This window comes from Aminobacter sp. J41, from assembly GCF_000526635.1.
In the GTDB taxonomy this organism is placed as follows: Bacteria; Pseudomonadota; Alphaproteobacteria; order Rhizobiales; family Rhizobiaceae; genus Aerobium.
This window is the reverse complement of the sequence record NZ_JAGL01000001.1, coordinates 33,714-59,182: the sequence shown is the minus strand read 5'-3', so window position 1 is coordinate 59,182 and position 25,469 is coordinate 33,714. Positions and strand designations below refer to the sequence as shown.

At 64.3% G+C, this 25,469-nt stretch carries 27 protein-coding genes; 17 read left to right on the top strand and 10 right to left on the bottom strand.

What is annotated here, in order from left to right; all coding sequences use genetic code 11:
* The first annotated feature begins 228 nt into the window (after window positions 1-228).
* Window positions 229-1,167 carry a methionyl-tRNA formyltransferase gene (gene fmt / locus L630_RS0100305; RefSeq protein ID WP_024846291.1) on the top strand — a complete coding sequence of 313 codons (939 nt, stop codon included), beginning with the start codon at window positions 229-231 and terminating at the stop codon, window positions 1,165-1,167.
* A 15-nt stretch (window positions 1,168-1,182) separates the two neighbouring features.
* Complete coding sequence (truA, locus tag L630_RS0100300) at window positions 1,183-1,926, top strand: tRNA pseudouridine(38-40) synthase TruA (protein ID WP_024846290.1); 744 nt, start codon at window positions 1,183-1,185, stop codon at window positions 1,924-1,926.
* On the opposite strand, the gene L630_RS0100295 is transcribed toward truA, so the two are convergent.
* The 4 genes from L630_RS0100295 to dapD all read right to left on the bottom strand — a co-directional run bounded on the left by L630_RS0100295 (window position 1,920) and on the right by dapD (window position 5,054).
* Complete coding sequence (locus tag L630_RS0100295) at window positions 1,920-2,516, bottom strand: hypothetical protein (RefSeq protein WP_024846289.1); 597 nt, start codon at window positions 2,514-2,516, stop codon at window positions 1,920-1,922. The two genes, truA and L630_RS0100295, sit on opposite strands and share 7 nt — an antisense overlap.
* Before the next feature lies 1 nt (window position 2,517).
* Window positions 2,518-3,705, bottom strand: a complete 1,188-nt coding sequence (dapE, locus tag L630_RS0100290; protein ID WP_024846288.1) for a succinyl-diaminopimelate desuccinylase — start codon at window positions 3,703-3,705, stop codon at window positions 2,518-2,520.
* Between the two features lie 72 nt (window positions 3,706-3,777).
* On the bottom strand, window positions 3,778-4,146 hold the full coding sequence (locus tag L630_RS0100285; protein ID WP_348601273.1) for a DUF805 domain-containing protein: 369 nt from the start codon (window positions 4,144-4,146) through the stop codon (window positions 3,778-3,780).
* A 53-nt stretch (window positions 4,147-4,199) separates the two neighbouring features.
* The gene (gene dapD, locus L630_RS0100280; RefSeq protein WP_024846286.1) at window positions 4,200-5,054 is read right to left on the bottom strand and encodes a 2,3,4,5-tetrahydropyridine-2,6-dicarboxylate N-succinyltransferase; all 855 of its coding nucleotides are present in this window, start codon (window positions 5,052-5,054) and stop codon (window positions 4,200-4,202) included.
* A 152-nt stretch (window positions 5,055-5,206) separates the two neighbouring features.
* Between dapD and L630_RS0100275 the strand changes: the two genes are divergently transcribed.
* The 4 genes from L630_RS0100275 to L630_RS0100260 all read left to right on the top strand — a co-directional run bounded on the left by L630_RS0100275 (window position 5,207) and on the right by L630_RS0100260 (window position 8,965).
* Window positions 5,207-6,049 carry an LOG family protein gene (locus L630_RS0100275; RefSeq protein WP_024846285.1) on the top strand — a complete coding sequence of 281 codons (843 nt, stop codon included), beginning with the start codon at window positions 5,207-5,209 and terminating at the stop codon, window positions 6,047-6,049.
* Between the two features lie 274 nt (window positions 6,050-6,323).
* The gene (locus L630_RS0100270; RefSeq protein ID WP_245263620.1) at window positions 6,324-7,007 is read left to right on the top strand and encodes a DUF1223 domain-containing protein; all 684 of its coding nucleotides are present in this window, start codon (window positions 6,324-6,326) and stop codon (window positions 7,005-7,007) included.
* 391 nt (window positions 7,008-7,398) lie between these two features.
* Window positions 7,399-7,785 (top strand): DUF2794 domain-containing protein, encoded by a 387-nt coding sequence (locus L630_RS0100265; protein ID WP_024846283.1) that lies wholly within the window; start codon window positions 7,399-7,401, stop codon window positions 7,783-7,785.
* A gap of 88 nt (window positions 7,786-7,873) precedes the next feature.
* Entirely contained in the window at window positions 7,874-8,965 is a 1,092-nt protein-coding gene (locus L630_RS0100260; protein WP_024846282.1) for an acyltransferase family protein, read from the top strand.
* A gap of 6 nt (window positions 8,966-8,971) precedes the next feature.
* Here the strand turns inward: L630_RS0100260 and L630_RS0100255 are convergent, their stop codons facing one another.
* The 3 genes from L630_RS0100255 to L630_RS0100245 form a co-directional block, all read right to left on the bottom strand.
* The gene (locus L630_RS0100255; RefSeq protein ID WP_024846281.1) at window positions 8,972-9,589 is read right to left on the bottom strand and encodes a ribonuclease D; all 618 of its coding nucleotides are present in this window, start codon (window positions 9,587-9,589) and stop codon (window positions 8,972-8,974) included.
* Between the two features lie 11 nt (window positions 9,590-9,600).
* Entirely contained in the window at window positions 9,601-10,986 is a 1,386-nt protein-coding gene (locus L630_RS0100250; RefSeq protein WP_024846280.1) for a dipeptidase, read from the bottom strand.
* 71 nt (window positions 10,987-11,057) lie between these two features.
* Entirely contained in the window at window positions 11,058-12,482 is a 1,425-nt protein-coding gene (locus tag L630_RS0100245; RefSeq protein WP_024846279.1) for a sodium:proton antiporter, read from the bottom strand.
* Between the two features lie 186 nt (window positions 12,483-12,668).
* Between L630_RS0100245 and L630_RS0100240 the strand changes: the two genes are divergently transcribed.
* Together L630_RS0100240 and L630_RS0100235 are read left to right on the top strand one after the other, a co-directional pair.
* Window positions 12,669-13,643 (top strand): complex I NDUFA9 subunit family protein, encoded by a 975-nt coding sequence (locus L630_RS0100240; protein ID WP_024846278.1) that lies wholly within the window; start codon window positions 12,669-12,671, stop codon window positions 13,641-13,643.
* 7 nt (window positions 13,644-13,650) lie between these two features.
* A complete protein-coding gene (locus L630_RS0100235; protein WP_024846277.1) occupies window positions 13,651-14,412 on the top strand; it encodes a sulfite exporter TauE/SafE family protein in 762 nt (253 codons plus the stop codon).
* Between the two features lie 3 nt (window positions 14,413-14,415).
* On the opposite strand, the gene L630_RS0100230 is transcribed toward L630_RS0100235, so the two are convergent.
* Window positions 14,416-15,222, bottom strand: a complete 807-nt coding sequence (locus tag L630_RS0100230; protein ID WP_024846276.1) for an undecaprenyl-diphosphate phosphatase — start codon at window positions 15,220-15,222, stop codon at window positions 14,416-14,418.
* Between the two features lie 132 nt (window positions 15,223-15,354).
* Between L630_RS0100230 and L630_RS0100225 the strand changes: the two genes are divergently transcribed.
* The 9 genes from L630_RS0100225 to L630_RS0100185 all read left to right on the top strand — a co-directional run bounded on the left by L630_RS0100225 (window position 15,355) and on the right by L630_RS0100185 (window position 24,055).
* Window positions 15,355-16,047, top strand: coding sequence for a glutathione S-transferase family protein (locus L630_RS0100225; protein ID WP_024846275.1), 693 nt, complete (start codon window positions 15,355-15,357; stop codon window positions 16,045-16,047).
* Complete coding sequence (gene queG, locus L630_RS0100220) at window positions 16,047-17,192, top strand: tRNA epoxyqueuosine(34) reductase QueG (RefSeq protein WP_034329048.1); 1,146 nt, start codon at window positions 16,047-16,049, stop codon at window positions 17,190-17,192. The genes L630_RS0100225 and queG overlap by 1 nt, the downstream gene beginning before the upstream one ends.
* Window positions 17,189-18,073 (top strand): SDR family oxidoreductase, encoded by an 885-nt coding sequence (locus tag L630_RS0100215; RefSeq protein ID WP_024846273.1) that lies wholly within the window; start codon window positions 17,189-17,191, stop codon window positions 18,071-18,073. Before queG ends, L630_RS0100215 begins: the two co-directional genes overlap by 4 nt.
* A 104-nt stretch (window positions 18,074-18,177) precedes the next feature.
* A complete protein-coding gene (mepA, locus tag L630_RS0100210) occupies window positions 18,178-19,200 on the top strand; it encodes a penicillin-insensitive murein endopeptidase (protein WP_024846272.1) in 1,023 nt (340 codons plus the stop codon).
* 71 nt (window positions 19,201-19,271) lie between these two features.
* The gene (locus L630_RS0100205; protein WP_024846271.1) at window positions 19,272-19,655 is read left to right on the top strand and encodes a methylglyoxal synthase; all 384 of its coding nucleotides are present in this window, start codon (window positions 19,272-19,274) and stop codon (window positions 19,653-19,655) included.
* Between the two features lie 29 nt (window positions 19,656-19,684).
* Window positions 19,685-20,707 (top strand): glucokinase, encoded by a 1,023-nt coding sequence (locus tag L630_RS0100200; protein WP_024846270.1) that lies wholly within the window; start codon window positions 19,685-19,687, stop codon window positions 20,705-20,707.
* Between the two features lie 131 nt (window positions 20,708-20,838).
* On the top strand, window positions 20,839-22,587 hold the full coding sequence (locus tag L630_RS0100195; protein ID WP_245263619.1) for an ABC transporter ATP-binding protein: 1,749 nt from the start codon (window positions 20,839-20,841) through the stop codon (window positions 22,585-22,587).
* Window positions 22,588-22,595: 8 nt separating this feature from the next.
* Window positions 22,596-23,396 carry a 4-hydroxy-tetrahydrodipicolinate reductase gene (gene dapB, locus L630_RS0100190; protein ID WP_024846268.1) on the top strand — a complete coding sequence of 267 codons (801 nt, stop codon included), beginning with the start codon at window positions 22,596-22,598 and terminating at the stop codon, window positions 23,394-23,396.
* 38 nt (window positions 23,397-23,434) lie between these two features.
* Complete coding sequence (locus L630_RS0100185; protein WP_024846267.1) at window positions 23,435-24,055, top strand: 2,3-bisphosphoglycerate-dependent phosphoglycerate mutase; 621 nt, start codon at window positions 23,435-23,437, stop codon at window positions 24,053-24,055.
* A 52-nt stretch (window positions 24,056-24,107) separates the two neighbouring features.
* On the opposite strand, the gene L630_RS0100180 is transcribed toward L630_RS0100185, so the two are convergent.
* Window positions 24,108-24,329 (bottom strand): DUF2798 domain-containing protein, encoded by a 222-nt coding sequence (locus tag L630_RS0100180; protein WP_024846266.1) that lies wholly within the window; start codon window positions 24,327-24,329, stop codon window positions 24,108-24,110.
* 279 nt (window positions 24,330-24,608) lie between these two features.
* Complete coding sequence (locus L630_RS0100175; RefSeq protein WP_024846265.1) at window positions 24,609-25,388, bottom strand: Bax inhibitor-1/YccA family protein; 780 nt, start codon at window positions 25,386-25,388, stop codon at window positions 24,609-24,611.
* Between the last annotated feature and the right edge of the window lie 81 nt (window positions 25,389-25,469).

The window sequence follows — 25,469 nt, the reverse complement described above, 5'->3', positions numbered from 1 at the left end:
GTAACCGTACCAATTCACCAGAAGGCGCAGCATTCGTGCAGCCGTCGAGGATGAAAGCTAACGTTACGTAATTAAGCGGAGGTTAATTGTTGAGGCGGAGCTAATAGCGCCAAGTAATTTTGAGCCAATTCTTTGCGGGTTTAGCGGCCGCTGAGCCAATTCGTCGCAGGGTTGACCTTGCCGGAAAATGCGCGTTGAAGCAGGGCGACGAACAGCTACAGGACCACAATGCCTCTGAAAATTGTCTTCATGGGAACGCCGGAATTTTCCGCCGAGACGCTGCGCGCGATCCTCGATGCGGGGCATGAGGTCGTCGGGGTCTACTCGCAGCCGCCGCGCCCGGCGGGGCGTCGCGGGCTGGAGCTGACCAAGTCGCCGGTGCACCAGCTGGCGGAAAGCCGGGGGCTGGAAGTGCGTACGCCCACTTCGCTGAAGCGCGAAGACGAGCAGGAAGCGTTCCGCGCGCTGGATGCCGATGCCGCGGTCGTCGTTGCCTACGGGCTGCTCTTGCCAAAGGCGATTCTGGAAGGAACCCGCTTCGGCGCCTTCAACGGGCATGCGTCGCTGCTGCCACGCTGGCGCGGGGCGGCGCCGATCCAGCGCGCGATCATGGCGGGCGATGAGCGCACCGGCATGATGGTGATGAAGATGGATGAGGGCCTCGATACGGGCCCGGTCGCGATGACCGAAGAGGTTGCCATCGGCCCGCAGATGACGGCTGGTGAACTGCACGACAGGCTGATGGAAGTCGGCGGCCGGCTGATGGTCGAGGCGCTGGCGGCGCTGGAAGCAGGCACGCTGACGCTGACGCCGCAGGCGGAAGACGGCGCGATCTACGCCAAGAAGATCGGCAAGGACGAGACGCGCGTCGACTGGTCGCGTCCGGCGGCGGAGGTCGACCGCCACATTCGCGGGCTTTCGCCATTCCCGGGCGCATGGTGCGAGATGAAGGTGGGCGACCGCGGCGAGCGCGTGAAGCTGCTGCGCTCGGCGATGGCCGAAGGGAAGGGGGAGCCCGGCGAGATCGTCGGCGACGACGGACTGGTCGTTGCCTGCAGCGAAGGCGCCGTGCGGCTGATCGAGGTGCAGCGTGCCGGCGGAAAGCCGATGGGCGCGGACGAGTTCCTTCGCGGCGCGAAACTCGTTAAGGGAGACCGGTTCCTCTGAACCCGGACCCAGCGCATGCCTCGTTACCGCATCGACATCGAATATGACGGCCAGGGCTATGCCGGCTGGCAGCGCCAGGCGGAGCTGCCTTCGGTGCAGGGCGCGATCGAGAGCGCGATCCTCGCCTTCAGCGGCGAGAGCGTGACGATCCGCGGCGCGGGGCGGACCGATGCCGGGGTGCACGCAACGGCGCAGGTGGCGCACTTTGATCTTCCGCGCGAATACACGTCCGACAAGGTGCAGGGCGCGCTCAACGCGCACCTGAAGCTTGCGGGCGAGCGGGTGTCTATCCTCAAGGCGGGGATCGTTTCTGACGATTTCGACGCTCGCTTCTCAGCCAAGGCCCGGCACTATCTCTATGCGATCCTCAATCGCCGCGCGCCGGCGGCGCTGATGCGCGGCAATGTCTGGCACGTGCCGCGCCCGCTCGACGTCGAGGCCATGCACGAGGCGGCACAGCGGCTCCTCGGCAAGCACGATTTCACGACGTTCCGCTCGGTTCAGTGCCAGGCAGCGAGCCCGGAAAAGACGCTCGACCGGCTCGACGTCATCCGCAATGGTGACCTCATCGAGGTCCATGCCTCGGCGCGCTCGTTCCTGCACAATCAGGTGCGCTCGATGGTTGGCTCGCTGAAGCGGGTGGGCGAGGGCGCCTGGACGGCTGATGATCTGGAGGCTGCGCTGAAGGCTGCCGATCGCTCGCGCTGCGGCCAAGTGGCCCCGCCCGACGGGCTCTACCTCGTCGGCGTCGACTACTGAAGCGACGGCACGCCCAGAAGATCCTGAAGCAGGAACAGCACCAATAGCGACGCGATCAGCATGCCGGTGAAAACGCCGGTCGCTACCGCAGGGCCCTTGTTGAGGGCCGCGTTGGTGAGGCGCCAAGACAGCACCATGCTGACGAGGAAGATCACCAGCGCGATGGTGGTCGCAACCTCGCCTGCGTCGGGCCAGGCAAGGCGCAGAAGGTTGGTCGGCAGCATGAACCACGCAAACAGCGCCGTCGCCCAGTTCGTCGCCACAACGTAGTGCACGAAGCGGTCGCGGATGCCGATCATGCCGGCTACGAAGGCAAGTCCGACGATCGGCAGCACCCAGGCGCCGAAATCGACCACGGCCATGCGCAGCACCAGCCCGAAGCGCTCGGAGGCGCTGCCGCCGCCCATGGTAAGGTCCGCGGCGAGCGAGGCCCAGCCTGACAGCATCACCGGCAGGGCGACGATGATCGCGTAGAACGAGTTCCAGAAGCCGTCGATGCTGATGTCGAGCAGCCTGATCCCGTCGCGGCGTCCGGTCATCATCTGCCAGACACCGGTGAGATGGCGATGGACGTCGACGGCGGGGAGCATGTCAGCCGAACCAGTCTTCGAGGAAACGCTGATAGATTTGCGTCAGTGTCTCGAGATCCTCAAGGGCGACGCGCTCGTCGACCATGTGCATGGTCTGGCCGACGAGGCCGAATTCGACGACCGGGCAGTAGTCCTTGATGAAGCGGGCGTCGGAGGTGCCGCCGGAGGTCGACAGCGCCGGCTTGCGACCGGTGACGGCCTCGACCGACGAGCTCAGCGTGTTGACGAGCTTCTCGTCGCGCGTGAGGAACACGTGGCTCGGGCGGTCGCGCCAGGTAAGCTCGTAGTCGATCGGCTCTTCCTTGCCCTTGCGCAGGCGCTTGCGCGCGGCGGCGCGATCGAGCCGGTTGTGGATCTCGGCCTGAACCGTCTCCGCCGTCCAGTTGTCGTTGAAGCGGATGTTGAAGGTGGCCTTCGCCTTGGCCGGAATGACATTGGTGGCCGGGTTGCCGACGTCGATGGTGGTGACTTCGAGATTGGAAGGCTGGAAGTCGGCCGAGCCTTCATCGAACGGCGGATCGAGCAGCGCGTCGACCAGCGTGACGAGGCCGCGCACCGGATTGTCGGCGAGATGCGGATAGGCGACGTGGCCCTGGCGGCCGTTCACGACGATGTCGCCAGAGACGGAGCCGCGGCGGCCGATCTTGATCATGTCGCCCAGGACATTGGGGTTCGTCGGCTCGCCAACGATCGAAGCGTCCCACTTCTCGCCGCGTTGGGCGGCCCATTCGAGCAGCTTGATGGTGCCGTTGATGGCAGGGCCTTCCTCGTCGCCGGTGATCAGCAGCGACACGGAGCCCTTAAGCGGTCCCTTTTCAGCGATGTGGCGGGCGACGGCTGCGACGAAGCAGGCAATGCCGCCCTTCATGTCGACGGCGCCGCGCCCGTACATGAAACCGTTGGATATCACGGCGGAAAAGGGCGGATGCGTCCATGCAGCATCGTCGCCGACGGGCACGACGTCGGTGTGACCGGCGAACATCAGGTGCGGGCCATTGCCGGAAAGGCGGGCGTAGAGGTTCTCGATGTCCGGCGTGCCGGAATCGGTAAAGGTGACGCGCTCGGTGCTGAAGCCGAGCGGCTGCAGCATGGCCGAAAGCGCGGTCAGCGCGCCGCCTTCCGCCGGAGTGACCGACGGGCAGCGAATGAGCGTTGCGAGGTTCTCGATGGGGTCGACTGGCAGATTCATGATCCGCGAGGGATAGTCCAATCGCGGCGGCATGTCATCATGGACCGGCCGGTCCAGTTGCTGGGCCAGAGGCTATTTCGGCGCGTTGGTGTAGCGGCCGAACTGGTTTGCGCCCGGTGTTCCCGGCATCAGGCAGAGCGCGACGAAGACGAGGAAATTGAAGAGCGGCACAAAGAGGAGAGCCGCGTAGACGCCAGGCTTGCCAAGGTCGTGCAGGCGCTTGGCCCCGAGCGCCGCCTGCGTCCAGAGAGACGCGAACAGGGCGACGACGAGGGCGGTATCCCAGCCGGCGCTGCTCACACCGGCCTGCTGGGCGAGGGTCACGCGATAGACCAGGAAAACCACGATGATCATCATCAGCATTCCGGCCAGGAAATAGGCCGCGCGGCTTACCCGGCCGGAAAAGCTGAAAAAGAGCCAAAAAATCTGGTTGCTCGCCAAAATTCGGCTCCGCTGTCTGTCTCGTGGTCAGATGGTGGCTGGAAGCCCGCCGATCAATCCCGCAGGAGGTCGTTGATCGAGGTCTTCGAGCGGGTCTTCTCGTCCACGCGCTTGACGATCACGGCGCAGTAGAGGTTCGGGCCTGGCTCGCCATTGCCCATCGGCTTGCCCGGCATGGTGCCGGCGACGACGACGGAGTACGGCGGAACTTCGCCGTAGAAGATCTCGCCCGTCTCGCGGTCGACGATCTTGGTCGACTTGCCGATGAAGACGCCCATGCCGAGCACAGCGCCCTCGCGGATGATGCAGCCCTCGACGACTTCCGAGCGCGCGCCGATGAAGCAGTTGTCCTCGATGACGACCGGGCCGGCCTGGAGCGGCTCAAGCACGCCGCCGATGCCGACGCCGCCCGACAGGTGCACGTTCTTGCCGATCTGCGCGCAGGAGCCGACGGTCGCCCAGGTGTCGACCATAGTGCCTTCGCCGACATAAGCGCCAAGATTGACGAAGGACGGCATCAGGATCGCGCCCGGCGCGATGAAGGCCGAACGGCGCACGATGGAGCCTGGAACGGCGCGGAAGCCGGCGCGCTCAAACTCGTTGGCGGACCAGCCGTCGAACTTCGACGCGACCTTGTCCCACCACACGGCGTCGCCGGGACCGCCCTTGATGACTTCCATCGGGTTGAGGCGGAACGAGAGAAGGACCGCCTTCTTCAACCACTCGTTGACCACCCATGCGCCATCATCGTTGCGTTCGGCGACGCGGACCTGGCCCTTGTCGAGAAGCTCGAGCGCGGCCTCGACGGCATCGCGAACTTCACCGCGGGTTGAGGTGTTCACCGCATCCCGCTCGTCGAAGGCCTGCACGATGGTCCTCTCCAAGGATACGAGATCCGGCTTGGTCATTGTATTGCTCCATTGGGCGCTGTTAAGGCTGACGGCCAGCAAGATGATTCAGAAGGGATCCCTCAGGCCGGCGCGGAAAATAGGCGAAGCATGCTAAGGGGTCAATCACGCACCGTCCGCGCGGCGGCAAACATCAACGGGACGATAAGCACATGAATCCGGAAGATAAAACCGGCTGGACGCCACTGCCTCACTCCGACGAGGACCTGGGTCGCGCAAAGGCTGTCCCCGATACGCCGCAGACGCGCGCGCCGGCCTATCGCCTCGCCTGGGACGACGAGGACTTCATGACGCGGCGCGAGCTGCGTCCTGTTCGTCTCCAGCTCGAGCTGCTCAAGCCCGACATGCTGCTCTCCGAACGCGGCATCCGCTCGACGGTGGTGCTGTTCGGCGGCGCCCGTATTCCCGAGCCCGGCGGCGAGGCATGGGCCGCCAAGAACGAGACGCAGCAGAAGAACCTGCTCGCCAACGCCAAGTACTATGACGAGGCGCGCCGCTTCGCGCGGCTTTGCTCGGAAGAGTCGGCGAAGACCTATTACCGCGAGTTCGTCGTCGTCACCGGCGGCGGTCCCGGCGTGATGGAAGCCGGCAACCGCGGCGCCAACGACGTCGGCGCGCCGACCATCGGCCTCAACATCGTGCTGCCGCACGAGCAGGCGCCGAACGAGTATGTGACGCCGGAGCTTTGCTTCAACTTCCACTATTTCGCGATCCGCAAGATGCATTTCGTTATGCGCGCAAAGGCGGTGGCGATCTTCCCTGGCGGCTTCGGCACCATGGACGAGATGTTCGAGACGCTGACGCTGATCCAGACGGGGCGCATGGAGCGCGTGCCGGTGCTGCTGTTCGGCAAGGAGTTCTGGAGCAAGGCGGTCAACATCGACTACCTGGTCGAGCAGGGCACCGTGTCGCCGGGCGACGAGAACATCATCGACTTCGTCGACACCGCCGAGGAAGCCTGGAAGATCATCCAGGATTTCTACAACCTCGCCTGAGTCGGGTTGCACCGGCGGCAGGCTCACACGCGAACGTGACGTAAGCGGCCATGGCCGACTTTCTCGCGCAAATGCGCGCGGGAAAGGGGCTGTGGACCAAGATTTTCACCGCAACGTGACTTTCCGGTGATGCGGCCTGTGCCTAGTCTGGCTAAAGAAAGAACGGCGTTTTGCGTCTTCACCCTGCTCGGATAAATCGTTGTCTATGAAAGTCCTCACCCTGGTTGCGGCGACGCTTGGTTTTGCCTTGTCATCCGCCTCTGCCGCAGAGCCCGTGAAGCGACCCAAAGGGGTCGTGGAACTGTTCACCAGCCAGGGTTGCAATTCGTGCCCGCCGGCCGACGAATATCTGTCGCAGCTGGCACTGGAAGGCGATGTCGTCGCTCTGTCCTATCACGTCGACTACTGGGACTATCTCGGCTGGCGCGATACGCTGGCCAATGCCGACAACACGCAGCGCCAGCAGCAGTATAATCGCGCCTTCGGCACCCGCAGCGTCTACACCCCCCAGGCGATCGTCAACGGCCGGCAGGAAGTCAACGGAGCCAAGCGCGACAAGGTCGACGGCGCCATCAACCGTATGGCGGGCACCAACGAGGGCATGATTGTCGACGTCAGCGTCTCCTACAGCGGCGACTCGCTGGTGATCGAGACAGGCGAGGCCGAGAACTGGAAGGGCGACGCCCATGTCGTGCTGGTCTATTTCGACCGCGCGACGCAGGTGAAGATCGAGCGCGGCAAGAACACCGGCCGCAGCTTCACCTATCTGAATTCCGTGAACGGCTTCCACTCGGCCGGCAAGTGGCACGGCAAGGCGACGCGCCTCGAATTGCCGATGAGCGAGATTTCCCGCAAGGCGGCGGGCGGCTGTGCAGTACTCCTGCAGTCGATGAAGGAAGGTGGATTGCCGGGGCCGGTGATCGGCGCCGCGATCGTCCAGCGCCAGGAAAGCTGGTAAGCTTTCAGACCTCCAGACATACAAAACCGGCACCGAAAAGCTCAGCGCCGGTAGGGGTGTCTGCTGTGGGATCAATGTTGCCCGGACTGGCGGAGCAATTTCCGGAGTTGGTTCGATCCGACGTTGGCCCCGTGGGCGGGGGGCTTGGGGTTACAGAGCCAGGCCGGATCGAACCGTCTCAGGCAACAATTGCATGTTCGTTTTAGATTGGGGCGGCAACTTGTGTAAAGTATGGCAGAAATGAGGCAAGCCATCACCTATGAAAACAAATGATACCGGTTTGTGATCTGAACTTTTCAAACTTCAACGGAACAACCCGGGTTTTTGTGGCTTGCAATTCTGGTTCTTAAGGGCGACGGTTCGGCTGTAACTGTCTTTGAAAGGCTGACGCATGAGCAATCACGGTGCGGGAGCGGAGGATAGGGACGATTCCGCAATAGTGATACCTCTCAACGAGGTACGGCGTGAGAAGGACGATCTACCGGTAACCTTTCACCGGCGAGAACTGGATCGGATCCTGAGGATCTACAGCGAAATGGTCGGAGCAGGCGAATGGCGCGACTACGCCATCGACCACCTGCGTGACCGCGCCGTATTTTCCATCTACCGGCGCACCAGCGAAGTTCCCCTGTATCGGATCGTGAAGACGCCGGCGCTGGCGCGTAAGCAGGGCGCCTATTCGGTGGTGGCCGCAAGCGGGCTCATTCTCAAGCGCGGCCACGAGCTCGAACGCGTCCTGACCGTGTTCGACAAGGCGCTCAAGGTCGTGCGGGCGTAAAACTTCATAAACCTCGCCGCTTAACTGTTCCGTTTCGCTTCTTCCCTACAGTCATGGCAAGCAACGCCAGAACAGGGTGGGGATCGCTATGGCGACATCACGGGTTGGCTGGGTCGATACCGCCAAGGGCATCTGCATCATCTTCGTCGTCATGATGCATTCGACGCTGGGCGTCGGGCTCGCGCTCGATGAGACCGGCTGGATGCACGACGTGGTCGCCTTCGCGCGGCCGTTCCGCATGCCGGACTTCTTCCTGATCTCCGGCCTGTTCCTCGGCCTTGTGATCGACCGGCCGTGGTTGCGCTACATTGACCGCAAGGTCGTGCACTTCCTCTACTTCTACATTCTGTGGCTGACGATCCAGTTCGCCTTCAAGGCGCCGGGCATGGCGATGGAGGAGGGGCTTTCTGCACCGATCGTCCAGTACCTTTATTCGTTCATCCAGCCGTTCGGCACGTTGTGGTTCATCTACATGCTGCCGATCTTCTTCATCTTCACCCGGCTGGTGAAGGGGCTGCCGGTCTGGTTCGTGCTGCTGTGGGCCGCGGTCCTGGAGATGCTGCCGATCCACACCGGGTGGATGCTGTTCGACGAGTTCTGCGCCCGCTACGTCTACTTCTTCGCAGGCTACGCGCTTGCCAGCCGCATCTTCGTACTGGCCGACTGGGTGGCGGAGCATCGCGGGGCAAGCCTTGCGGGGCTTGCAGTCTGGGCGCTCATCAATGCCTGGTTCGTTTCGATGCCTGTGCCGGAGTGGCTGGCCTTCGCGGTGCAGCCGCTGGGGCCCGCAGAAGGCGAGCCGGGACTGGCGACGCTGCCGCTGATTTCGCTGGTGCTGGGTGCGGCGGGTGCGATGGCGATTGTCACCGTCTCGTCGCTGGTTGCCGGGTCGCGCTGGACGGGATGGCTGAGCTGGCTCGGCGAGCACTCGATCGTCGTCTACCTCGCCTTCTTCCTGCCGATGGCGACGGCGCGCGTGGTGCTGACCAAGACCGGCATCATCACCGATGTCGGCACGATCTCGCTGCTGGTGACGATTGCGGGTGTGGTTGGCCCGGTGGTGCTCTACCTGCTGATCCAGCGGATCGGCTGGGGCCGCTTCCTGTTCGAACGGCCGGCCTGGGCCTACATCGACCGGGCCCCGGCAAGGACGAAGCTTGCGGGCAGCCCAGCCGTGTAAGGTCGCTTACGAGTGGGCGAAGATGTCCTGCTCGTCCCAGCCCATCAGATCGAGCTTGGCGCGAGTCGGAAGGAACCGGAAGCAGGCTTCGGCTTCCTTCATCCGGCCGTCGCGCTCGAGCCGGTAGATCAGCTTCTCGCGCAGGCGGTGCAGGTAAAGGACGTCGGATGCCGCATATTCCAGCTGCTCCGGCGACAGGGTCTCGGCAGCCCAATCAGATGACTGCTGCTGCTTTGAGAGGCTGACGCCGAGAAGCTCGTTGCAGAGATCCTTGAGGCCGTGCCGGTCGGTGTAGGTGCGCACCAGACGCGAGGCGATCTTGGTGCAGAACACCGGCTCAGCCATGACGCCGAAGGTCTGGTAGAGCACCGCGATGTCGAAGCGGCCGTAGTGGAAGAGCTTGGTGATCTTCCGGTTCTTCAGCAGCGACACCAGGTTCGGCGCCCGCTTCTGGCCGGCGTCGATCTGGATCACGTCGGCGGTGCCGTCACCGGGCGAGATCTGCACGACGCAGAGCCGGTCGCGATGCGGGTTGAGACCCAGCGTCTCGGTGTCGATCGCGATCGCGTCGACATTGTAGTTCGACAGATCCGGCAGGTCGTTCTTGTGGAAGCGAATAGTCACTCAAAGCCCCTTCATGCGGTGAGCGCTGCGAGGATGCGCGCCCAGCTTCTCTGTCCCTTGTGGAAGGAGGACAGCTCGTATTTCTCGTTCGGCGAATGGATGCGGTCGTCGTCCTGCGCGAAGCCGACGAGCAGCGATTCCATGCCAAGCAGCCGCTGGAAGTCGCCGACGATCGGGATCGAGCCGCCCATGGCGATGGTCAGCGCCTGCTTGTTCCACTCTTCCGACAGCGCGGTCTTCGCACGGGTGACGAGCGGCGAGTCGTAGGAGAGCTGGATAGCCGGCGAGCCGCCGTGCTTGGAGAAGGTCGCCTTGCAGTCGGCCGGCAGGCGCTCCTCGACGAAGGCGCGGAAGGAAGCGCGGATCTTCTCCGGGTCCTGCTTGTGCACGAGGCGGAACGAGATCTTGGCGCTCGCCTTGGCGGCGATCACAGTCTTGAAGCCTTCGCCTTCGTAGCCGCCGGAAATGCCGTTGAACTCGGCGGTCGGGCGCGCCCAGAGCAGTTCGAGCAGCGAACGGTCCTTTTCGCCCGACGGGATCGACAGGCCGATCTCGCCGAGGAATTTTTCGGGGGTGAGGTTCAGCGCATCCCACGACGCCTTCACCTGCGACGGGGTTTCCTCGACGCCGTCATAGAAGCCCGGGATGGTGACGCGGCCGTTCTCGTCGTGAATGTCTGCAAGGATCTTCGACAAAATGCGGATCGGATTGGCGGCGGCACCGCCATAGTGGCCTGAGTGCAGGTCGCGGTTCGCGGCGTGGATGGTGACTTCCTCACCGACGAGGCCGCGCAGGCCGACGCTGATGGCCGGCGTTTCGCGGTCCCACATGCTGGTGTCGCAGACGAGGGCGAAGTCGGCCTTGAGCTCGTCCTTGTGGGCTTCGAGGAACGGCTTCAGCGACGGCGAGCCGGTCTCTTCCTCGCCTTCGAACAGCAGGGTGATCTTGCAGGGCAGGCTGCCATGCACCGCCTTCCAGGCGCGGCAGGCCTCGACGAACAGCATCAGCTGGCCCTTGTCGTCCGAAGAGCCGCGGCCGGTGATGATCTTGCGGCCCGGCTCGATCTCCTTGAGCTTCGGGTCGAACGGATCGTCTTCCCACAGGCTCAGTGGATCGACCGGCTGCACGTCGTAGTGGCCGTAGAAGAGAAGGTGCGGGGCACCGGCCGGACCGTCGTGATGGGCAACGACCATCGGGTGGCCTTCGGTTTCGCGCACGCTTGCCTCGAAGCCGATCGACTTGAGGTCGTTCACCAGCCACTCGGCTGCGCGTCGCACGTCCTTTGCATAGGCCTGATCAGTCGAGATCGAGGGAATTCGCAGGAGCGAAAACAGCCGTTCAAGGCTGGCGTCGAGGTCGGCGTCAATGCGATCAAGGACAGGTTGAATTGCTGACATTGCAGAGCCTTTCGTTTGATTGGGAGGAACCTATCCCCCCAATCGTCCGGCGAAAACCCCCTCGCGCAGCGTCAGAAGAAGACGAAGCTGGCGAGAATGAAGGTCGGGATCAGCACGCAGATCGACCAGCCCATGTAGCCGAAGAAGCTCGGCATGTTGACGCCGGCGCCGCGGGCGATCGCGTAGACCATGAAGTTCGGCGCGTTGCCGATATAGGTGTTGGCGCCCATGAAGACGGCGCCCGCCGAGATGGCGAGAAGCGTCTGTGCCATCGTGGTCATCAGCACCTGCGGATTGCCGCCGGCCATCTCGAAGAAGACGAGGTAGGTCGGCGCATTGTCGAGGAACGACGACAAGATGCCGGTCATCCAGAAATAGGCGATGTTGTTGGGCGAGCCGTCTGCGTTGGTGACGAGCGAGACCAGCGGCGCAAAGCCGCCTTCAAGGCCCGCCTGCAGGATGGCGATGACCGGAATGATGCAGACGAAGATGGCGGCGAACAGCTTTGCCACTTCGAGGATCGGGCCCCAGTTGAAGCCGTTCGCCTCGCGGTATTCCTGTGCCGAGACGGCAAGCGAGATCAGCGCCAGAACCAGGATGATCGCATCGCGCAGGAGGTTCTGCAGCTCGAGCTCGACGCCATAGACATGGAAGCTGATGCCGGGCGACCACATGCCGGACATCAGGATCGCGGCGATCACACCGGCCAGCAATGGCAGGTTGACGAGCCCGCGCAAACGCACCGGCGAGTCAGGCGTCGGGTCGGGCGCGGTGCGGATGTAGTCCTCCTCGCGGCGGAACAGGATCGTGTCGAGCACGAAGAAGATGGCAAGCACGACGCCACTCACGAACAGGGCCGGCGGCAGCATGTGCGTGGTCGTCCAGAAGAAGTCGACGCCGCGCAGGAAGCCGAGGAACAGCGGCGGATCGCCGAGCGGGGTCAGCGAGCCGCCGATGTTGGAGACGAGGAAGATGAAGAAGACGATGACGTGCGCGTTGACCTTGCGCTGGTCATTGGCGCGGATGATCGGGCGAATCATGATCATCGACGCTCCCGTCGTGCCGACCACCGAGGCGAGCAGCGCGCCGACGACGAGCAGCACTGAGTTCATCAGCGGCGTGCCGTGGATGTTGCCCGCGACCAGGATGCCGCCCGAGATCGTGAACAGCGCGAACAGCAGGATGATGAACGACATGTATTCGAGCAGCATCGTGTGCAGCACCGAATAGAGCGAGATGCCGAAGCCGTGGATCAGGATCATCGGCACGATCACGGCAGCTGCCCAGCCGGTGGAAATCTTGCCGTAGTGATGCTCCCACACATGCGGGAAGAACAGGGGTCCGGTGGCGATGCACAACAGGATGCCGGCAAACGGCAGCGCCCACATCAGCGACATTTCGGCGCCTGGCAGGCCGTGGCCTTCGGCTGCGAAACTGACCTCGGGCGCAATGACGAGTGCCGCTAACGCCATCAACAACCGGAGCGTAAACTGCATAGGATTTCCCTCTTCCCCTGTTGGCGGCCCTTCATAGACGGCACGGGGACGGGGGAAAAGTGAAATTGGGCGCTGTGGATTGGTAAACCCTGGCGAAAATGACCTTAGATTGGGGTTCCTTTGGGCCTTTGCCTTTGATCCAGAAGTGATTATGAAGCGGCAGAACAGACTTTCGGAGAGCCATCGATGACCGCCGTCGCTAAGGTGCCCCCACTCGTTACCGTTTTCGGAGGTTCCGGCTTCCTGGGACGCCATGTAGTGCGAGCGCTTGCCCGCCGCGGCTACCGCATCCGGGTTGCTGTCCGTAACCCCAACACCGCGCATCACCTGCAGCCGCTCGGCAATGTCGGCCAGATCCAGGCCGTCCAGGCGAACGTCCGCGTCCGCTGGTCGGTTGATCGCGCCGTGCAGGGCGCCGACCACGTCATCAATCTGGTCGGCATCCTGTTCGAAGGCGGCCGCCAGACTTTTGACGCCGTGCAGGACTTCGGTGCCCGCGCGGTCGCAGAGGCTGCCCGCGCAGCCGGCGCTTCGCTGGTGCATGTGTCGGCGATCGGTGCCGACGCGAACTCGAAGGTCGCCTACGCCCGCACCAAGGCGCGTGGCGAGAAGGCCGTGCTTGAGACCGTTCCGAACGCCGTGATCATCCGCCCGTCGATCATCTTCGGGCCGGAGGACGGCTTCTTCAACCGCTTCGCCAAGATCGCGAAGATGTCGCCGGTGCTGCCGCTGATCGGTGGCGGCGAGACGAAGTTCCAGCCGGTCTATGTCGGCGACGTTGCCGAGGTGATCGCCCGCGCCGTCGATGGCGAGCTGCAGGGCGGCAAGATCTATGAGCTCGGCGGACCGGAGACGGTTACGTTCAAGGAGTGCATGGAGAAGCTCCTCGAGGTCACGAACCGCAAGCGGGCGCTGATCTCGCTGCCGTGGAGCCTCGCCAAGCTGCAGGGCCGCATCCTTGGCCTGCTGCCGAACCCGTTGCTGACCGCCGACCAGGTCGAGCTTCTGCGCCACGACAACGTCGTGTCGGCCGAGGCCGAGCAAGAGAACCGCACCTTTGCGGCGCTCGGCATTCGCCCGCAGGCGATGGACGCGATCCTGCCCGGCTATCTCTGGCAGTACCGCCCGATGGGTCAGTTCAGCAAGCCTACCGCCGTCTGAGGCAAGCTTGGAAGCAATTGCGACTGTCCTGCCCGACGGTATGGCGCCGGCAGTTGCCGGCCTGCTGGTCGTTGCTTCCTTCTTCACCTCGGCGCTGACCGCCGCCACCGGCGTGGGTGGCGGCTCGCTCATGCTGATGCTGATGGGCATGTTCGTGCCCGTCGCGGCGCTCATCCCCGTGCACGGGGCCGTGCAGCTCGGCTCGAACACCGGCCGCGCCTGGCATCAGCGCATCAATGTCCGCTTCGACATCTTCAGCCCGTTCCTGATCGGCTCGGTCATCGGCGCCATCATCGGCGCCTTTTTCGTGGTGCAGTTGCCGGATGCGATCCTCAAGGTGGTGCTCGGCGGCTTCATCCTGATGATTACCTGGACGAAGATTCCGGGCCTCGACAGGATTTCCGGGGCAGGCCTCGCGGTCGGCAGCGGCCTTACAGCGCTGGTGTCGATGTTCGTCGGTGCCACCGGCCCGTTGCTCGGCACGTTCTTCGGCCAGATCGTCAAGGACCGGAAGCAGCTGGTGGCGACGCTTGCCGCCGGCATGACCGTGCAGCATTCGCTGAAGCTCATTGTCTTCGGCGTGGCGGGCTTTGCCTTTGCGCAGTGGCTGCCGCTGGTGGCGGCGATGATCTGCACCGGCTTCCTCGGCACCATCTACGGCACGAAGATGCTCGACCGCATTCCGGACCGGGTGTTCCAGATCGGCTTTCGCGTCATCATCTCGCTGCTTGCGCTGGAGATGCTGCGGCGCGGGCTGATGGATCTCTAGAGCCTAGCCCCAGACCAGCAGGCCGATGAGGCCAAGAACGCCGACAATCAGCCGCCACCAGGCGAACGGCGCGTAGCCGCGCTTCGACACGAAGTCGAGCAGCTGGCGCACGACGAGGATGGCGACGACAAAGGCGCAAATGAAGCCGGTGGCGATGATCGGCAGGTCGGCGGCCGAGAGGATGTCGCGATTCTTGTAGAGGTCGTAGGCAAACGCGCCGGCCATGGTCGGCATGGCGAGGAAGAACGAGAACTCGGCGGCCGAGCGCTTGTCGGCCCCGAGCAGCAGCGCGCCGACGATGGTAGAGCCCGAGCGCGAGGTGCCGGGGATCATGGCGAGGCACTGAAACAGGCCGATGCCGAAATAGACCGAGGTCGGGTACCTGGTGATGTCCGTGTACTTCGGATTGATCGCCCAGCGGTCCACCCACAAGAGGATGAGGCCGCCGAGGATCAGCATGATGCAGATCAGCATCGGCGTCTCGAACAGCACTTGCTTGATGAAGGAGTGGGCGAAGGCGCCTATCACGGCGGCCGGGAGGAAGGCTATCAGGATGCCGAGCACGAGGTTCTGCGTCGCGAGCGACTTCGGGAGCGTGACCAGCATGTTCCAGAGCCGCGAGAAGTAGACGGTGAGGATTGCCAGGATCGCGCCGAGCTGGATCAGCACTTCGAATGCCTTGCCCGTCGACTGAAAGCCCATAAAGTGACCGGCAAGCAGGACGTGGCCGGTGGACGAAACGGGAATGAACTCGGTCAGGCCCTCGAGGATGCCAAGCAGTGCGGCACCTACGATCGTCTGTTCGGTCATGTTGCAGCTTTCACGTAAAGGGGGGACTTGCTTGTCAGCAGCGACGCAAGCGCCTATACCGACCCACTCTCAGAACGGAACCGAGACTTAGCCTCAAGGTCTCGAAAACGCCAGAGCTTTCCCGAAAGTGCCATGCTGACTCTGTTCCATCATCCGCTGTTCGCCTCCTGTCGCTTCGTTCGCCTCGCGTTCGGGGAATATGGCGAGGAGCTGGCGCTGATCGAGGAAAAGCCGTGGCTGCGCCGCAAGGAATTCTTGTCGCTCAACCCTGCCGCAACCTTGCCGGTGCTGCTGGCGGAGGGCGACCAGCCGATCGTGGGCGCGACCGTCATTGCCGAATATATCGACGAGACCCGCGGCGTGCTGAAGCGCGAGCGGCGCCTGTTCGTCGAGGACCCGCTGGCGCGCGCGGAAATCCGCCGCCTGGTCGACTGGTACCTGGTCAAGACCGAGGCCGATGTGGTGCGTCATCTGGTGCGCGAGCGCGTGCTGAAGCCGGTGATGGGCTCGGAATTCGGCGGCGGCGCCCCTGATTCGGGCGCGATCCGTGCCGCCCGCGCCAATGTGCGCCAGCACATGAAGTACACCAACTGGCTGGCCGGAACGCGCAACTGGCTCGCAGGCTCGCGCCTGACCTATGCCGACCTTGCCGCTTCGGCCACGCTGTCGGTGCTCGACTATCTCGGCGAGATCACCTGGAGCGACTATCCAGCCGCGCGCGACTGGTACACGCGCATGAAGTCGCGCCCGTCCTTCCGGCCGTTGCTGGCGGACCGGGTGAGGGGGCTTACCCCCGTCTCGCACTACGCAGACCTTGATTTCTGATGGAGGCAGTCCTGAAACCAGTCTCCACGGACCGGCTTAGGACTTTCCTCGATACCGAAGCAAGAAAGCTAGGTTTCGATGCGATAGCGGTCGCATCGCCTGATTCCATTCCGCTTGCGCCGTCACGCCTTGCCGCGTTCGTGGAACTCGGCCGCCACGGCACCATGGACTGGATGCCGGAGACGATGCTGCGGCGGGGCAATCCGAAGGTGCTGTGGCCGGAGGTGCGCTCGGTCATCATGCTCGGCATGAATTATGGACCGGACACCGATCCAATGGCGCTGCTGGAGCGAAAGGACCGCGCGGCGATCTCGGTCTACGCCCGCAACCGCGACTATCACGACGTCATCAAGGGCAAGCTCAAGGAGCTCGCCCAGAAATTCGCCTCGCGCAGCGGAGCGGACGTGAAGGTGTTCGTCGACACCGCGCCGGTGATGGAAAAGCCGCTGGCGGCTGCCGCCGGCATCGGCTGGCAGGGCAAGCATACCAATCTGGTGAGCCGCGAGTTCGGCTCCTGGCTGTTCCTCGGCGCGATCTTCACGGAGGCCGAGCTGCCGGCGGACAAAGCGGAGCGTGACCATTGCGGCTCGTGCCGCGCCTGCCTCGACGCCTGTCCGACCAATGCCTTTCCTGCGCCGTACCAGATCGATGCGCGGCGCTGCATCTCGTACCTCACCATCGAGCATAAAGGGCCGATCCCGCACGAATTCCGCAAGGCGATGGGCAACCGCATCTATGGCTGCGATGACTGCCTTGCCGCCTGCCCGTGGAACAAGTTCGCAAAGCTCGCCTCTGAGGCGAAGCTTGTGGCGCGCGAAGACCTGAAGGAGCCGAAGATCGCCGACCTGCTCGAGCTCGACGATCCGGCGTTCCGCGCGCTGTTTACCGGCTCGCCGGTCAAGCGCATCGGCCGCGACCGTTTTGTCCGCAACGTGCTGATCGCGGCGGGAAATTCGGGCGATGTGATGCTGGTGGAGCAAGTGCGCGCGCTGCTCGATGATCCCGCGCCGGTGGTGCGGGGCGCGGCGGTGTGGGCGCTGGCGCAGCTGCTTGGACCGCAGGCGATTGCAGGGCGCAAGGACGATGATCCGGACGTTCAGGCCGAGATCGCGGCAACGCTGCAGGGCGAGGAGACGCGGCATTGAGCGGAAAACTCTTCATCTTCGGCGTCGGCTATTCGGGGCTGGAGATTGCTCGCGAGGCGCTTGCGCGCGGATGGTCTGTCGCCGGAACGACGCGTTCGGCAGACAAGGCCGAAAAGCTGCGGGCGCAAGGAATCGAGCCGCATCTGCTTGATGGTGGCCAGCTTTCGAATGAACTTGCGGCAGCGCTGCGCGAGACGACACACCTCGTCGTCAGCATCGCGCCGGGTGAAGCTGATCCGGTGCTGCGTGTCGCGCGTGAGACGATTCTTTTGAAGATGCCGAAGCTGCGCTGGATCGGCTACCTGTCGACGGTTGGCGTCTATGGCGACCACGGCGGCGCGTGGGTCGATGAGGAGACCGAATGCCGACCGGTTTCGAAGCGGTCGATCGAGCGGCTCAACGCGGAGCGGCAATGGCAGGCGCTGGGCGAGGAAGCGTCGGTGCCGGTCGCGGTGCTGCGCCTTGCTGGCATCTACGGACCGGGACGCAACGCCTTCGCCAATCTCGCCAATGGCACGGCGCGGCGCATCGTGAAGCCGGGACAGGTGTTCAACCGCATTCATGTCGCCGACATCGCCGCGACCACGGTGCATCTGGCCGAAGGAAACATCGGCGGGGTGTTCAACGTCAGCGACGATGAGGCATGCCCGCCGCAGGACGTGGTTGCCTATGCCGCAAAGCTGATGGGCGTCGAAGCGCCGCCGGAAATTCCTTTCGACGAAGCGGAAATGACGTCGATGGCGCGCTCGTTCTATGGCGAGAACAAGCGGGTCTCCAACGCGCGCCTGAAGGCGCAGGGGCTTGTCCTGAAATTTCCCAATTATCGTGCAGCTCTCGATGCTCTCTGGCAGGACGGGAACTGGCGCGGCGACGCTTCCTGACGGTCCGGTTCCGGTCGACAAACCAGCCAGGTTATGATTCGCTTAACCATACCGACGCATGCTCGAAGCACTGCGTGGGGGCGCATTCTGAAGAGGGCCGGATCATGCGGTTGCCAAACGTCAAAACTCTAGCTGCCCTTGCCCTGGCCGCGTTTTCCTTCGCCATTCCGGCACAGGCCGATCCGCTCGCCAAGGATATGTTCGGCGCGATGCGCCTGCCTGCCGCGACCAAACCAGCGGTGTACGGCTCCTATTCCAAGGGCTGCTTCGAGGGCGGCATCGCGATTGCTGCCGATGGCCCGACCTGGCAGGCGATGCGCCTTTCGCGCAACCGGCGCTGGGGCCATCCGGAGATGATCGCACTGCTGGAGCGCTTCTCGCGCGATGCGGTCAAGGATGGCTGGCCCGGACTGCTCCTGGGCGACATTTCGCAGCCGCGTGGCGGACCGATGACCTCCGGCCATGCTTCCCATCAGCTCGGCCTCGATGCGGACGTCTGGTTCCTGCCGATGCCGAACCGGCGCCTCTCTTACGAGGAGCGCGAGAAGATGGATTTCGTCTCGCTGCTCAAGAAGAACTCGCTCTATGTCGACGACCGCAAGTGGACGCCGGCGCATGCGGCGCTGCTCAAGCGCGCGGCGAGCTACCCTAATGTCGAGCGCGTGCTGGTGCATCCCGGCATCAAGAAGAAGCTGTGCGACACGGTGACGGGCGACCGCTCCTGGCTGCGCAAGGTGCGGCCGATCTGGGGCCATGACTCGCACTTCCACATCCGCATCGGCTGCCCGGCGGGCTCGCCCGGCTGCAAGCGGCAGGAGGCGACGGCGCCCGGCGACGGCTGCGACAAGTCGCTTGCCTGGTGGTTCACTGACGAGCCGTGGCGGCCGGCGAAGACCCCGCCGGTGCGTGCGCGCGACGTGATGCGGCTGTCGCAGCTGCCGAAGGCATGCCAGACGGTTCTGAAGGCTCCAGAGCCGGTGTCGGAAGCTGCCGTCACCTATAGTGGTCGCGGCGGAATGATGATCGCGCAGGGCAGCATTGCCCCGACAGCGCCGGTCGCCGCGAGTGCCTTCCTGCCGACGCCGGAGCGCCGCATTCCCGTGCCGTTCCCGCGCCCGCAGAATTGAACGCGACTTTGTTGACTTGGGCGTTCAGCGCGGACTAAACCGATTTAGTTCGCGTGATAAGGACTATCAAAGTGTCGAACCGCTTCCGCCTTGCCCTCGTCGCCCATGACGCCAAGAAGGATGACATGGTCGCGTTCTGCGCGGCGCATGCCGAATTGCTGAACGGCTGCGAGATCGTCTCGACCGGAACTACCGGCACGATGATCCTCGAGGCCAATCCGGCGCTCAGCGTGCGGCGGGTTAAGAGCGGTCCGCTCGGCGGCGACCAGCAGATCGGGGCGCTGATCGCCGAGGGCGAGATAGACGCGCTGATCTTCTTCGTCGACCCGCTGACACCGATGCCGCACGACGTCGACGTAAAGGCGCTGATGCGGCTTGCGGTCGTCTATGATATCCCGATGGCTCTCAACGTCGCGACGGCGGAACTTCTCCTCGCCGAACGCGAGCGCAGCTGATCGTCGGATATCCGGGAACGCCTCAACACATGCCCCTCACCAGCTCTGAAGCCCTGCTTCCTTTCCCGGTCTTGATCGGCGACATCGGCGGCACCAATGCGCGCTTTGCCGTGCTGACGGAGCCCGGCTGCGAGCCGCAGCACGTCCACACCATGAAGACGGCGGATTTTGCCTCGATCGACGAGGCGATTGCAGCTGCGATCCGTGAGGGCGCGCCGCAGCCCCGCTCGGCGGTGCTGGCGCTGGCAGGACCGGTGGACGGCGACGAGGTGCCGCTCACGAATTGCCATTGGGTGGTGCGGCCCCGGGAGATGATCGCCGGGCTGGGGCTGGAAGAGGTCATCCTTCTCAACGATTTCGAGGCGCAGGCGCTGGCTGTCACCGCGCTCGGCTCCGAGCATCTGGAAAAGATCGGCGGCGGCGAGCCGGAAGAGGGCGCAAGCCGCGTCGTGCTCGGCCCCGGCACCGGCCTTGGCGTTGCCGGGCTCATTCATGCGCGCGGCATCTGGATCCCGGTTCCGGGCGAGGGCGGACATGTCGACATCGGCCCGCGCAGCGCCCGCGACTTCCAGGTCTTCCCCTATGTCGAGCGCATCGAGGGCCGGATTTCGGCTGAGCAGATTCTGTGCGGGCGTGGCCTCGTGAACCTTTACCGCGCGGTGGCTGCCGCCGAAGGGCGTTCTACCACCGTGTCCGACCCCGCCTACGTTACCGGCGCGGCACTGGCGAAGGACGATCCGATCGCGGAGGAGGCGCTGGGTATCTTCGTCACCTGCCTCGGGCGGCTCGCTGGCGACCTCGCGCTGGTCTTCATGGGCAAGGGCGGTATTTACCTTACCGGCGGCATCGCCCAGAAGATCGTGCCGGCGCTGAAGACCGGCCTGTTCCGCGAAGCCTTTGAAGACAAGGCTCCGCACTCGGCGATGGTCCGGCAGATGCCGGTCTACGTCATCACGCATCCGCTCGCCGCGCTGGTGGGGCTGGCCGCCTTTGCGGGCTCGCCGGAGCGTTATGGCGTCGAGACACATGGCCGCCGCTGGCGCAAAAGCTGATTTGCCGATTGCGCCAGCGCTCGCGAGCGGGCATTAGCAAGCTCGGACGAACTGGCACTGGGATAGAAGACGAGTTGGCCTCGGACGGACAAGCACAGCCGGCGCGCGCCGCAGGTGGAGACGTTCTCCCGGTGCTTCGCCGCGTTCTTGCGGAGAACGCGCGCGAATATACCGGCCTCTACGCATTGGCGATCATCTGCCTTCTCGCAGTGGCGCTGGCAACCGCGGCGATCCCGTGGGTGATGAAGCCGATGATCGACGACGTCTTCTACAGCCAGCGCTTCGACCTGGTGCCGTGGCTGTGCGCGGCGATGGCGGGCGTGTTCATCGTGCGCGGCCTTGCCACCTACGGCCATTCGGTCGTGCTCGGCATGATCGGCAACAACCTCGTTGCCCGCTACCAGCAGCGCATCTTCGACCATTTGATGCGGCTTGGCCTCGACTTCTACACCGAGCAGCGCTCGGGCCAGCTGGCCGCGCGCGTCAACGAGAATGTGCTCGGCATTCGCGACATGCTGTCGATGACGCTGCGCGCCGTGGTCGGCGACGCGGTCATGCTGATTGCGCTGATCGTCGCGATGGTTGTGCTCGACCCGATGCTGTCGGTGATCGCCCTGCTGATCGGCCCGCCGCTGATCTATGTGGTCAACGCCGTGATGCGGCGCTTGCGCCGCGTTGCGCGGCAGGCGGTGGAGGTGAACTCCCGCCTCGTCGGCGCGATGCAGGAGGCAACCCAGGGCATCGCCGTGGTGAAGGCCTTCACCATGGAACAGCAGCTCTCGGCCAAAATGGCGGGGCTGATTTCCGAGGCGGAAGGCCGGGCGAACAAGATCGTCAAGGTTTCGGAGCGTGTGACGCCCATTACCGAAATGCTGGCGGGCTTTGCGGTTGCCGGCGTGCTGGCCTACTCGGCCTGGCGCGCGCAGGCCTATGGCACGCCGCCGGGCTCCGTGTTCGGCTTCATCACCGCGCTGCTGCTTGCCTATGATCCGGCGCGGCGCCTTGCCCGCGTGCAGGTCAATCTCGAGCGCTCGCTGGTCAATGCGCGCATGATCTATGAGCTTCTCGACCTTCCGCCGCGCCAGCGCGACCGCGCCGATGCCAGGCCCTTGCAGGTCAATGGCGGCGAGATCCGCGTCGAAAACGTTGCCTTCGGCTATGCGCCGGGCGAGCCGGTTTTGCGCGGCGTCAGCTTCGTGGCACGCGCCGGCCAGATGACAGCGATCGTTGGCGCGTCGGGTGCCGGCAAATCGACCATCGTCGCGCTGATCGAGGGCTTCCATGACCTCTCTGGCGGGCGCATTCTTATCGATGGGCAGGACATTTCCGGCGTGACGCGCGCCTCGCTGCGCTCGAGCATCGCCTATGTCTCGCAGCACCCGTACCTGTTCGAAGGCACGATCCGCGACAACATCCGCTATGGCCGCCCCGATGCGAGCGACGCCGAGGTCGAGGAAGCCGCGCGCCTTGCCTATGCCGACGAGTTCATCCGCACCCTACCGCAAGGCTACGACACGCCGGTCGGCGAGAATGGCGTGACCCTTTCGGGTGGCCAGCGCCAGCGCCTGTCGATTGCCCGCGCGATGGTGCGCAACGCCGCCATCCTGCTGCTCGACGAGGCGACCTCGGCACTCGATGCAGAGTCGGAAGCGCGGGTGCAGGCGGCGCTGGAGACGGTGATGAAGGACCGCACCACCATCGTCATCGCCCACAGGCTGTCCACGGTGGTGAAGGCGGACAATATCGTGGTGATGGAACAGGGCCGCGTGGTAGAGCAGGGCACGCATGCCGAGCTGCTGCACAGCCCCGTCGGCGTATATGCAAGGTTCCACCGGCTGCATGTCGAACATGCCGCCGCTGGCGTTGAAGAAGGTATCTGATCGTGAGCATGGGTCTTGTTGTCGTCGGCGCAGCCGGTCGCATGGGTCGTACGCTGATCCGCACGGTTGCCGAGACTGAAGGTGCAAAGCTGGTCGCAGCTGTCGAGCGCGCCGGATCGCCGTTCCTCGGCCAGGACGCGGGCGAAGTGGCTGGCGCCGGCAATCTCGGCGTGCCGATCACCGACGATCCACTCAAGGCTTTCGCCCGTGCCGACGGCGTGCTGGACTTCACCGCGCCGGCCGCGACCGTCGAGTTTGCCGGCTATGCCGCGCAGGCACGCATCGCCCACATCATCGGCACCACCGGCTGCACAGAGGCGGATGACGCCAGGATCCAGGCAGCCGCGCGCCACGCAACCATCGTCAAGTCGGGCAACATGAGCCTTGGCGTGAACCTTCTCGCCGTGCTCGTCGAGCAGGCGGCGAAGGCGCTTTCGGCAAGCGACTTCGACATCGAGGTTCTGGAAATGCACCACCGTCACAAGGTCGATGCGCCGTCGGGCACGGCGCTGCTGCTCGGCGAGGCGGCCGCGCGCGGACGCCAGATCAACCTTGCCGAAGAGAGCGTGCGCGTTCGCGACGGCCACACCGGCCCGCGCCCGGAAGGCTCGATCGGCTTTGCGACGCTGCGCGGCGGCTCGGTGGTCGGCGACCACTCGGTGATCCTTGCCGGGGCCGGCGAGCGCATCGTTCTTTCGCATCACGCCGAGGACCGGGCACTGTTCGCACGCGGCGCCGTGAAGGCTGCGCTGTGGGCCAACGGCCGCAAGCCGGGCCTCTACACCATGCGCGACGTCCTGGGGCTCTGATCCATTTTCATCCGAATTCGAACGACAGGGAGAATTGAATGTCCGGAACGCTGGTGCTTGTCCGTCATGGCCAGAGCGAGTGGAACCTGAAGAACCTGTTCACCGGCTGGCGCGATCCGGCGCTGACCGAGCAGGGTCATGCCGAGGCGAAGAAGGCCGGCCAGCTGCTCTCGGCGAAGAACATGAAGTTCGACATTGCCTTCACCTCCGAGCTGCAGCGCGCGCAGGTCACCTGCCAGCACATCCTCGACGGCGTCGGCCAGTCGGACCTCGCCACGATCCGCAACATCGCCCTCAACGAGCGCGACTACGGCGATCTCTCCGGCCTCAACAAGGACGATGCCCGCGCCAAGTGGGGCGAGGAGCAGGTCCACGTCTGGCGCCGCTCCTATGACGTTCCGCCGCCCGGGGGCGAGAGCCTGCGCGACACCGGCGCGCGCGTCTGGCCGTATTACATGCACACCATCCAGCCGCACGTGCTGCGCGGCGAGACGGTGCTGGTAGCCGCGCACGGCAATTCGCTGCGCGCGCTGATCATGGCGCTCGAGGGCCTGTCGGGCGAGGACGTGATCAAGGTCGAGCTGAACACCGGCGTGCCGATCATCTACAAGCTCAATCCGGATTCGACGGTGGCGTCGAAGGAAATTCTGGAAGGCTGATCGTCAGCTTCAGGCAGATGCGACAAGGGCGGCCGTCGAGCCGCCCTTTTTGTTAGCGCTGGCCGAGGATCAGCTTGCTGATCCGTGAAGCCACCGGCCACAGGATCGACGTGGCGACGAAGGCGATCGGCCAGGCGATGATGAACTGCGACATCCACATCGACACGGTGAACTTGTCGAGGCCAAGGGCGATGGCGGCCATGATGCCTGACATCGAGAAGGCCATGAGGCAGGTCATGACGATCTGGGTAACAATCTGGGTTTTGACGTCCATTTCAGTTCTCTCCGAAGGGACGGCGCTGGCCGGATGACCCGGCTACGATCACAGCACCGTCCCAAGTGGTTACTCAGGTTGGTGCCGTGGGTTCACTCTTCGAAGTGACTGCATCCCGCAGACGCGGGGGCTGGAATGACCACACCAGCCTCAAATCTTTTCGGCCTGGCGTGAATACCGCAATTCCAGCCGGTTTCAAGCGCGAGCGCACCGCTCGGCAAAAGAAAAGCCCCTGCGGAGGTCCGCAGGGGCTTTCCGATCGACTGTCAGGTCCGGCTGTTATTCGCGGTTGCCCAGGAACTGCAGCAGGAACATGAACATGTTGATGAAGTCGAGGTAGAGCTGCAGCGCGCCCATGATGGCCTTGCGGCCGGCAACCAGCGCGCCGTCACCGACGTAGTACATTTCCTTGATCTTCTGGGTGTCGTAGGCGGTCAGGCCAGCGAACACCAGCACGCCGATCGCCGAGATGGCGAACTGCAGCGCGGACGATGCCAGGAAGATGTTGACCAGCGATGCGATGATCAGGCCCCAGACGCCCATGATCAGGAACGAACCCATGCCCGTCAGGTCGCGCTTGGTCGTGTAGCCGAAGAGCGACAGCGCCAGGAAGGCGGTGGCGGTGATGAAGAACGTCTGGACGATCGAGGCGCTGGTGTAGACCAGGAAGACCGACGACAGCGACACGCCCATCAGGGCAGCGAAGGCCCAGAAGGTGGTCTGTGCAGCCGAAAGGCTCATCTTCTCGACGCGGAACGACAGGAAGAACACCATCGCCAGCGGAGCGAGCATCACGACCCAGCGCAGCGGCGAGCCATAGAGTGCGGCGCCGAGCGAGGTCAGCATCTTGCCGTTGCCGAGCTGAGCCACGGCAGCGGACGGGTCATTGGTGGTGGCAAGCATCACCGTGCCAAGTGCGGCAATGCCGGTAATCGCAAGGCCCAGCGCCATCAGGTTGTAGACCCTGATCATGTAGGCGCGCAGGCCCTCGTCGATACTGGCATCGGCGCGCGCACCGGCTGTCGCGACGCGAGCCTGGTAGTTGCGATATTCAGCCATGGAATCCTCTTTCCTTGCTTGCGTTCCGTCGGGTGTCGGGCAACCGCCCAGGCGCCGCTGGCGGAACTCCAGCATGCCTAA

What these genes read in the sequence shown, in the direction of transcription:
- fmt (WP_024846291.1), top strand. Translation starts at nt 229, where the DNA reads ATGCCTCTGAAAATTGTCTTCATGGGAACGCCGGAATTTTCCGCCGAG.
- truA (WP_024846290.1), top strand. Translation starts at nt 1,183, where the DNA reads ATGCCTCGTTACCGCATCGACATCGAATATGACGGCCAGGGCTATGCC.
- L630_RS0100295 (WP_024846289.1), bottom strand. Translation starts at nt 2,516, where the DNA reads ATGCTCCCCGCCGTCGACGTCCATCGCCATCTCACCGGTGTCTGGCAG.
- dapE (WP_024846288.1), bottom strand. Translation starts at nt 3,705, where the DNA reads ATGAATCTGCCAGTCGACCCCATCGAGAACCTCGCAACGCTCATTCGC.
- dapD (WP_024846286.1), bottom strand. Translation starts at nt 5,054, where the DNA reads ATGACCAAGCCGGATCTCGTATCCTTGGAGAGGACCATCGTGCAGGCC.
- L630_RS0100275 (WP_024846285.1), top strand. Translation starts at nt 5,207, where the DNA reads ATGAATCCGGAAGATAAAACCGGCTGGACGCCACTGCCTCACTCCGAC.
- L630_RS0100265 (WP_024846283.1), top strand. Translation starts at nt 7,399, where the DNA reads ATGAGCAATCACGGTGCGGGAGCGGAGGATAGGGACGATTCCGCAATA.
- L630_RS0100260 (WP_024846282.1), top strand. Translation starts at nt 7,874, where the DNA reads ATGGCGACATCACGGGTTGGCTGGGTCGATACCGCCAAGGGCATCTGC.
- L630_RS0100250 (WP_024846280.1), bottom strand. Translation starts at nt 10,986, where the DNA reads ATGTCAGCAATTCAACCTGTCCTTGATCGCATTGACGCCGACCTCGAC.
- L630_RS0100245 (WP_024846279.1), bottom strand. Translation starts at nt 12,482, where the DNA reads ATGCAGTTTACGCTCCGGTTGTTGATGGCGTTAGCGGCACTCGTCATT.
- L630_RS0100240 (WP_024846278.1), top strand. Translation starts at nt 12,669, where the DNA reads ATGACCGCCGTCGCTAAGGTGCCCCCACTCGTTACCGTTTTCGGAGGT.
- L630_RS0100230 (WP_024846276.1), bottom strand. Translation starts at nt 15,222, where the DNA reads ATGACCGAACAGACGATCGTAGGTGCCGCACTGCTTGGCATCCTCGAG.
- L630_RS0100225 (WP_024846275.1), top strand. Translation starts at nt 15,355, where the DNA reads ATGCTGACTCTGTTCCATCATCCGCTGTTCGCCTCCTGTCGCTTCGTT.
- queG (WP_034329048.1), top strand. Translation starts at nt 16,047, where the DNA reads ATGGAGGCAGTCCTGAAACCAGTCTCCACGGACCGGCTTAGGACTTTC.
- mepA (WP_024846272.1), top strand. Translation starts at nt 18,178, where the DNA reads ATGCGGTTGCCAAACGTCAAAACTCTAGCTGCCCTTGCCCTGGCCGCG.
- L630_RS0100200 (WP_024846270.1), top strand. Translation starts at nt 19,685, where the DNA reads ATGCCCCTCACCAGCTCTGAAGCCCTGCTTCCTTTCCCGGTCTTGATC.
- dapB (WP_024846268.1), top strand. Translation starts at nt 22,596, where the DNA reads ATGGGTCTTGTTGTCGTCGGCGCAGCCGGTCGCATGGGTCGTACGCTG.
- L630_RS0100185 (WP_024846267.1), top strand. Translation starts at nt 23,435, where the DNA reads ATGTCCGGAACGCTGGTGCTTGTCCGTCATGGCCAGAGCGAGTGGAAC.
- L630_RS0100180 (WP_024846266.1), bottom strand. Translation starts at nt 24,329, where the DNA reads ATGGACGTCAAAACCCAGATTGTTACCCAGATCGTCATGACCTGCCTC.
- L630_RS0100175 (WP_024846265.1), bottom strand. Translation starts at nt 25,388, where the DNA reads ATGGCTGAATATCGCAACTACCAGGCTCGCGTCGCGACAGCCGGTGCG.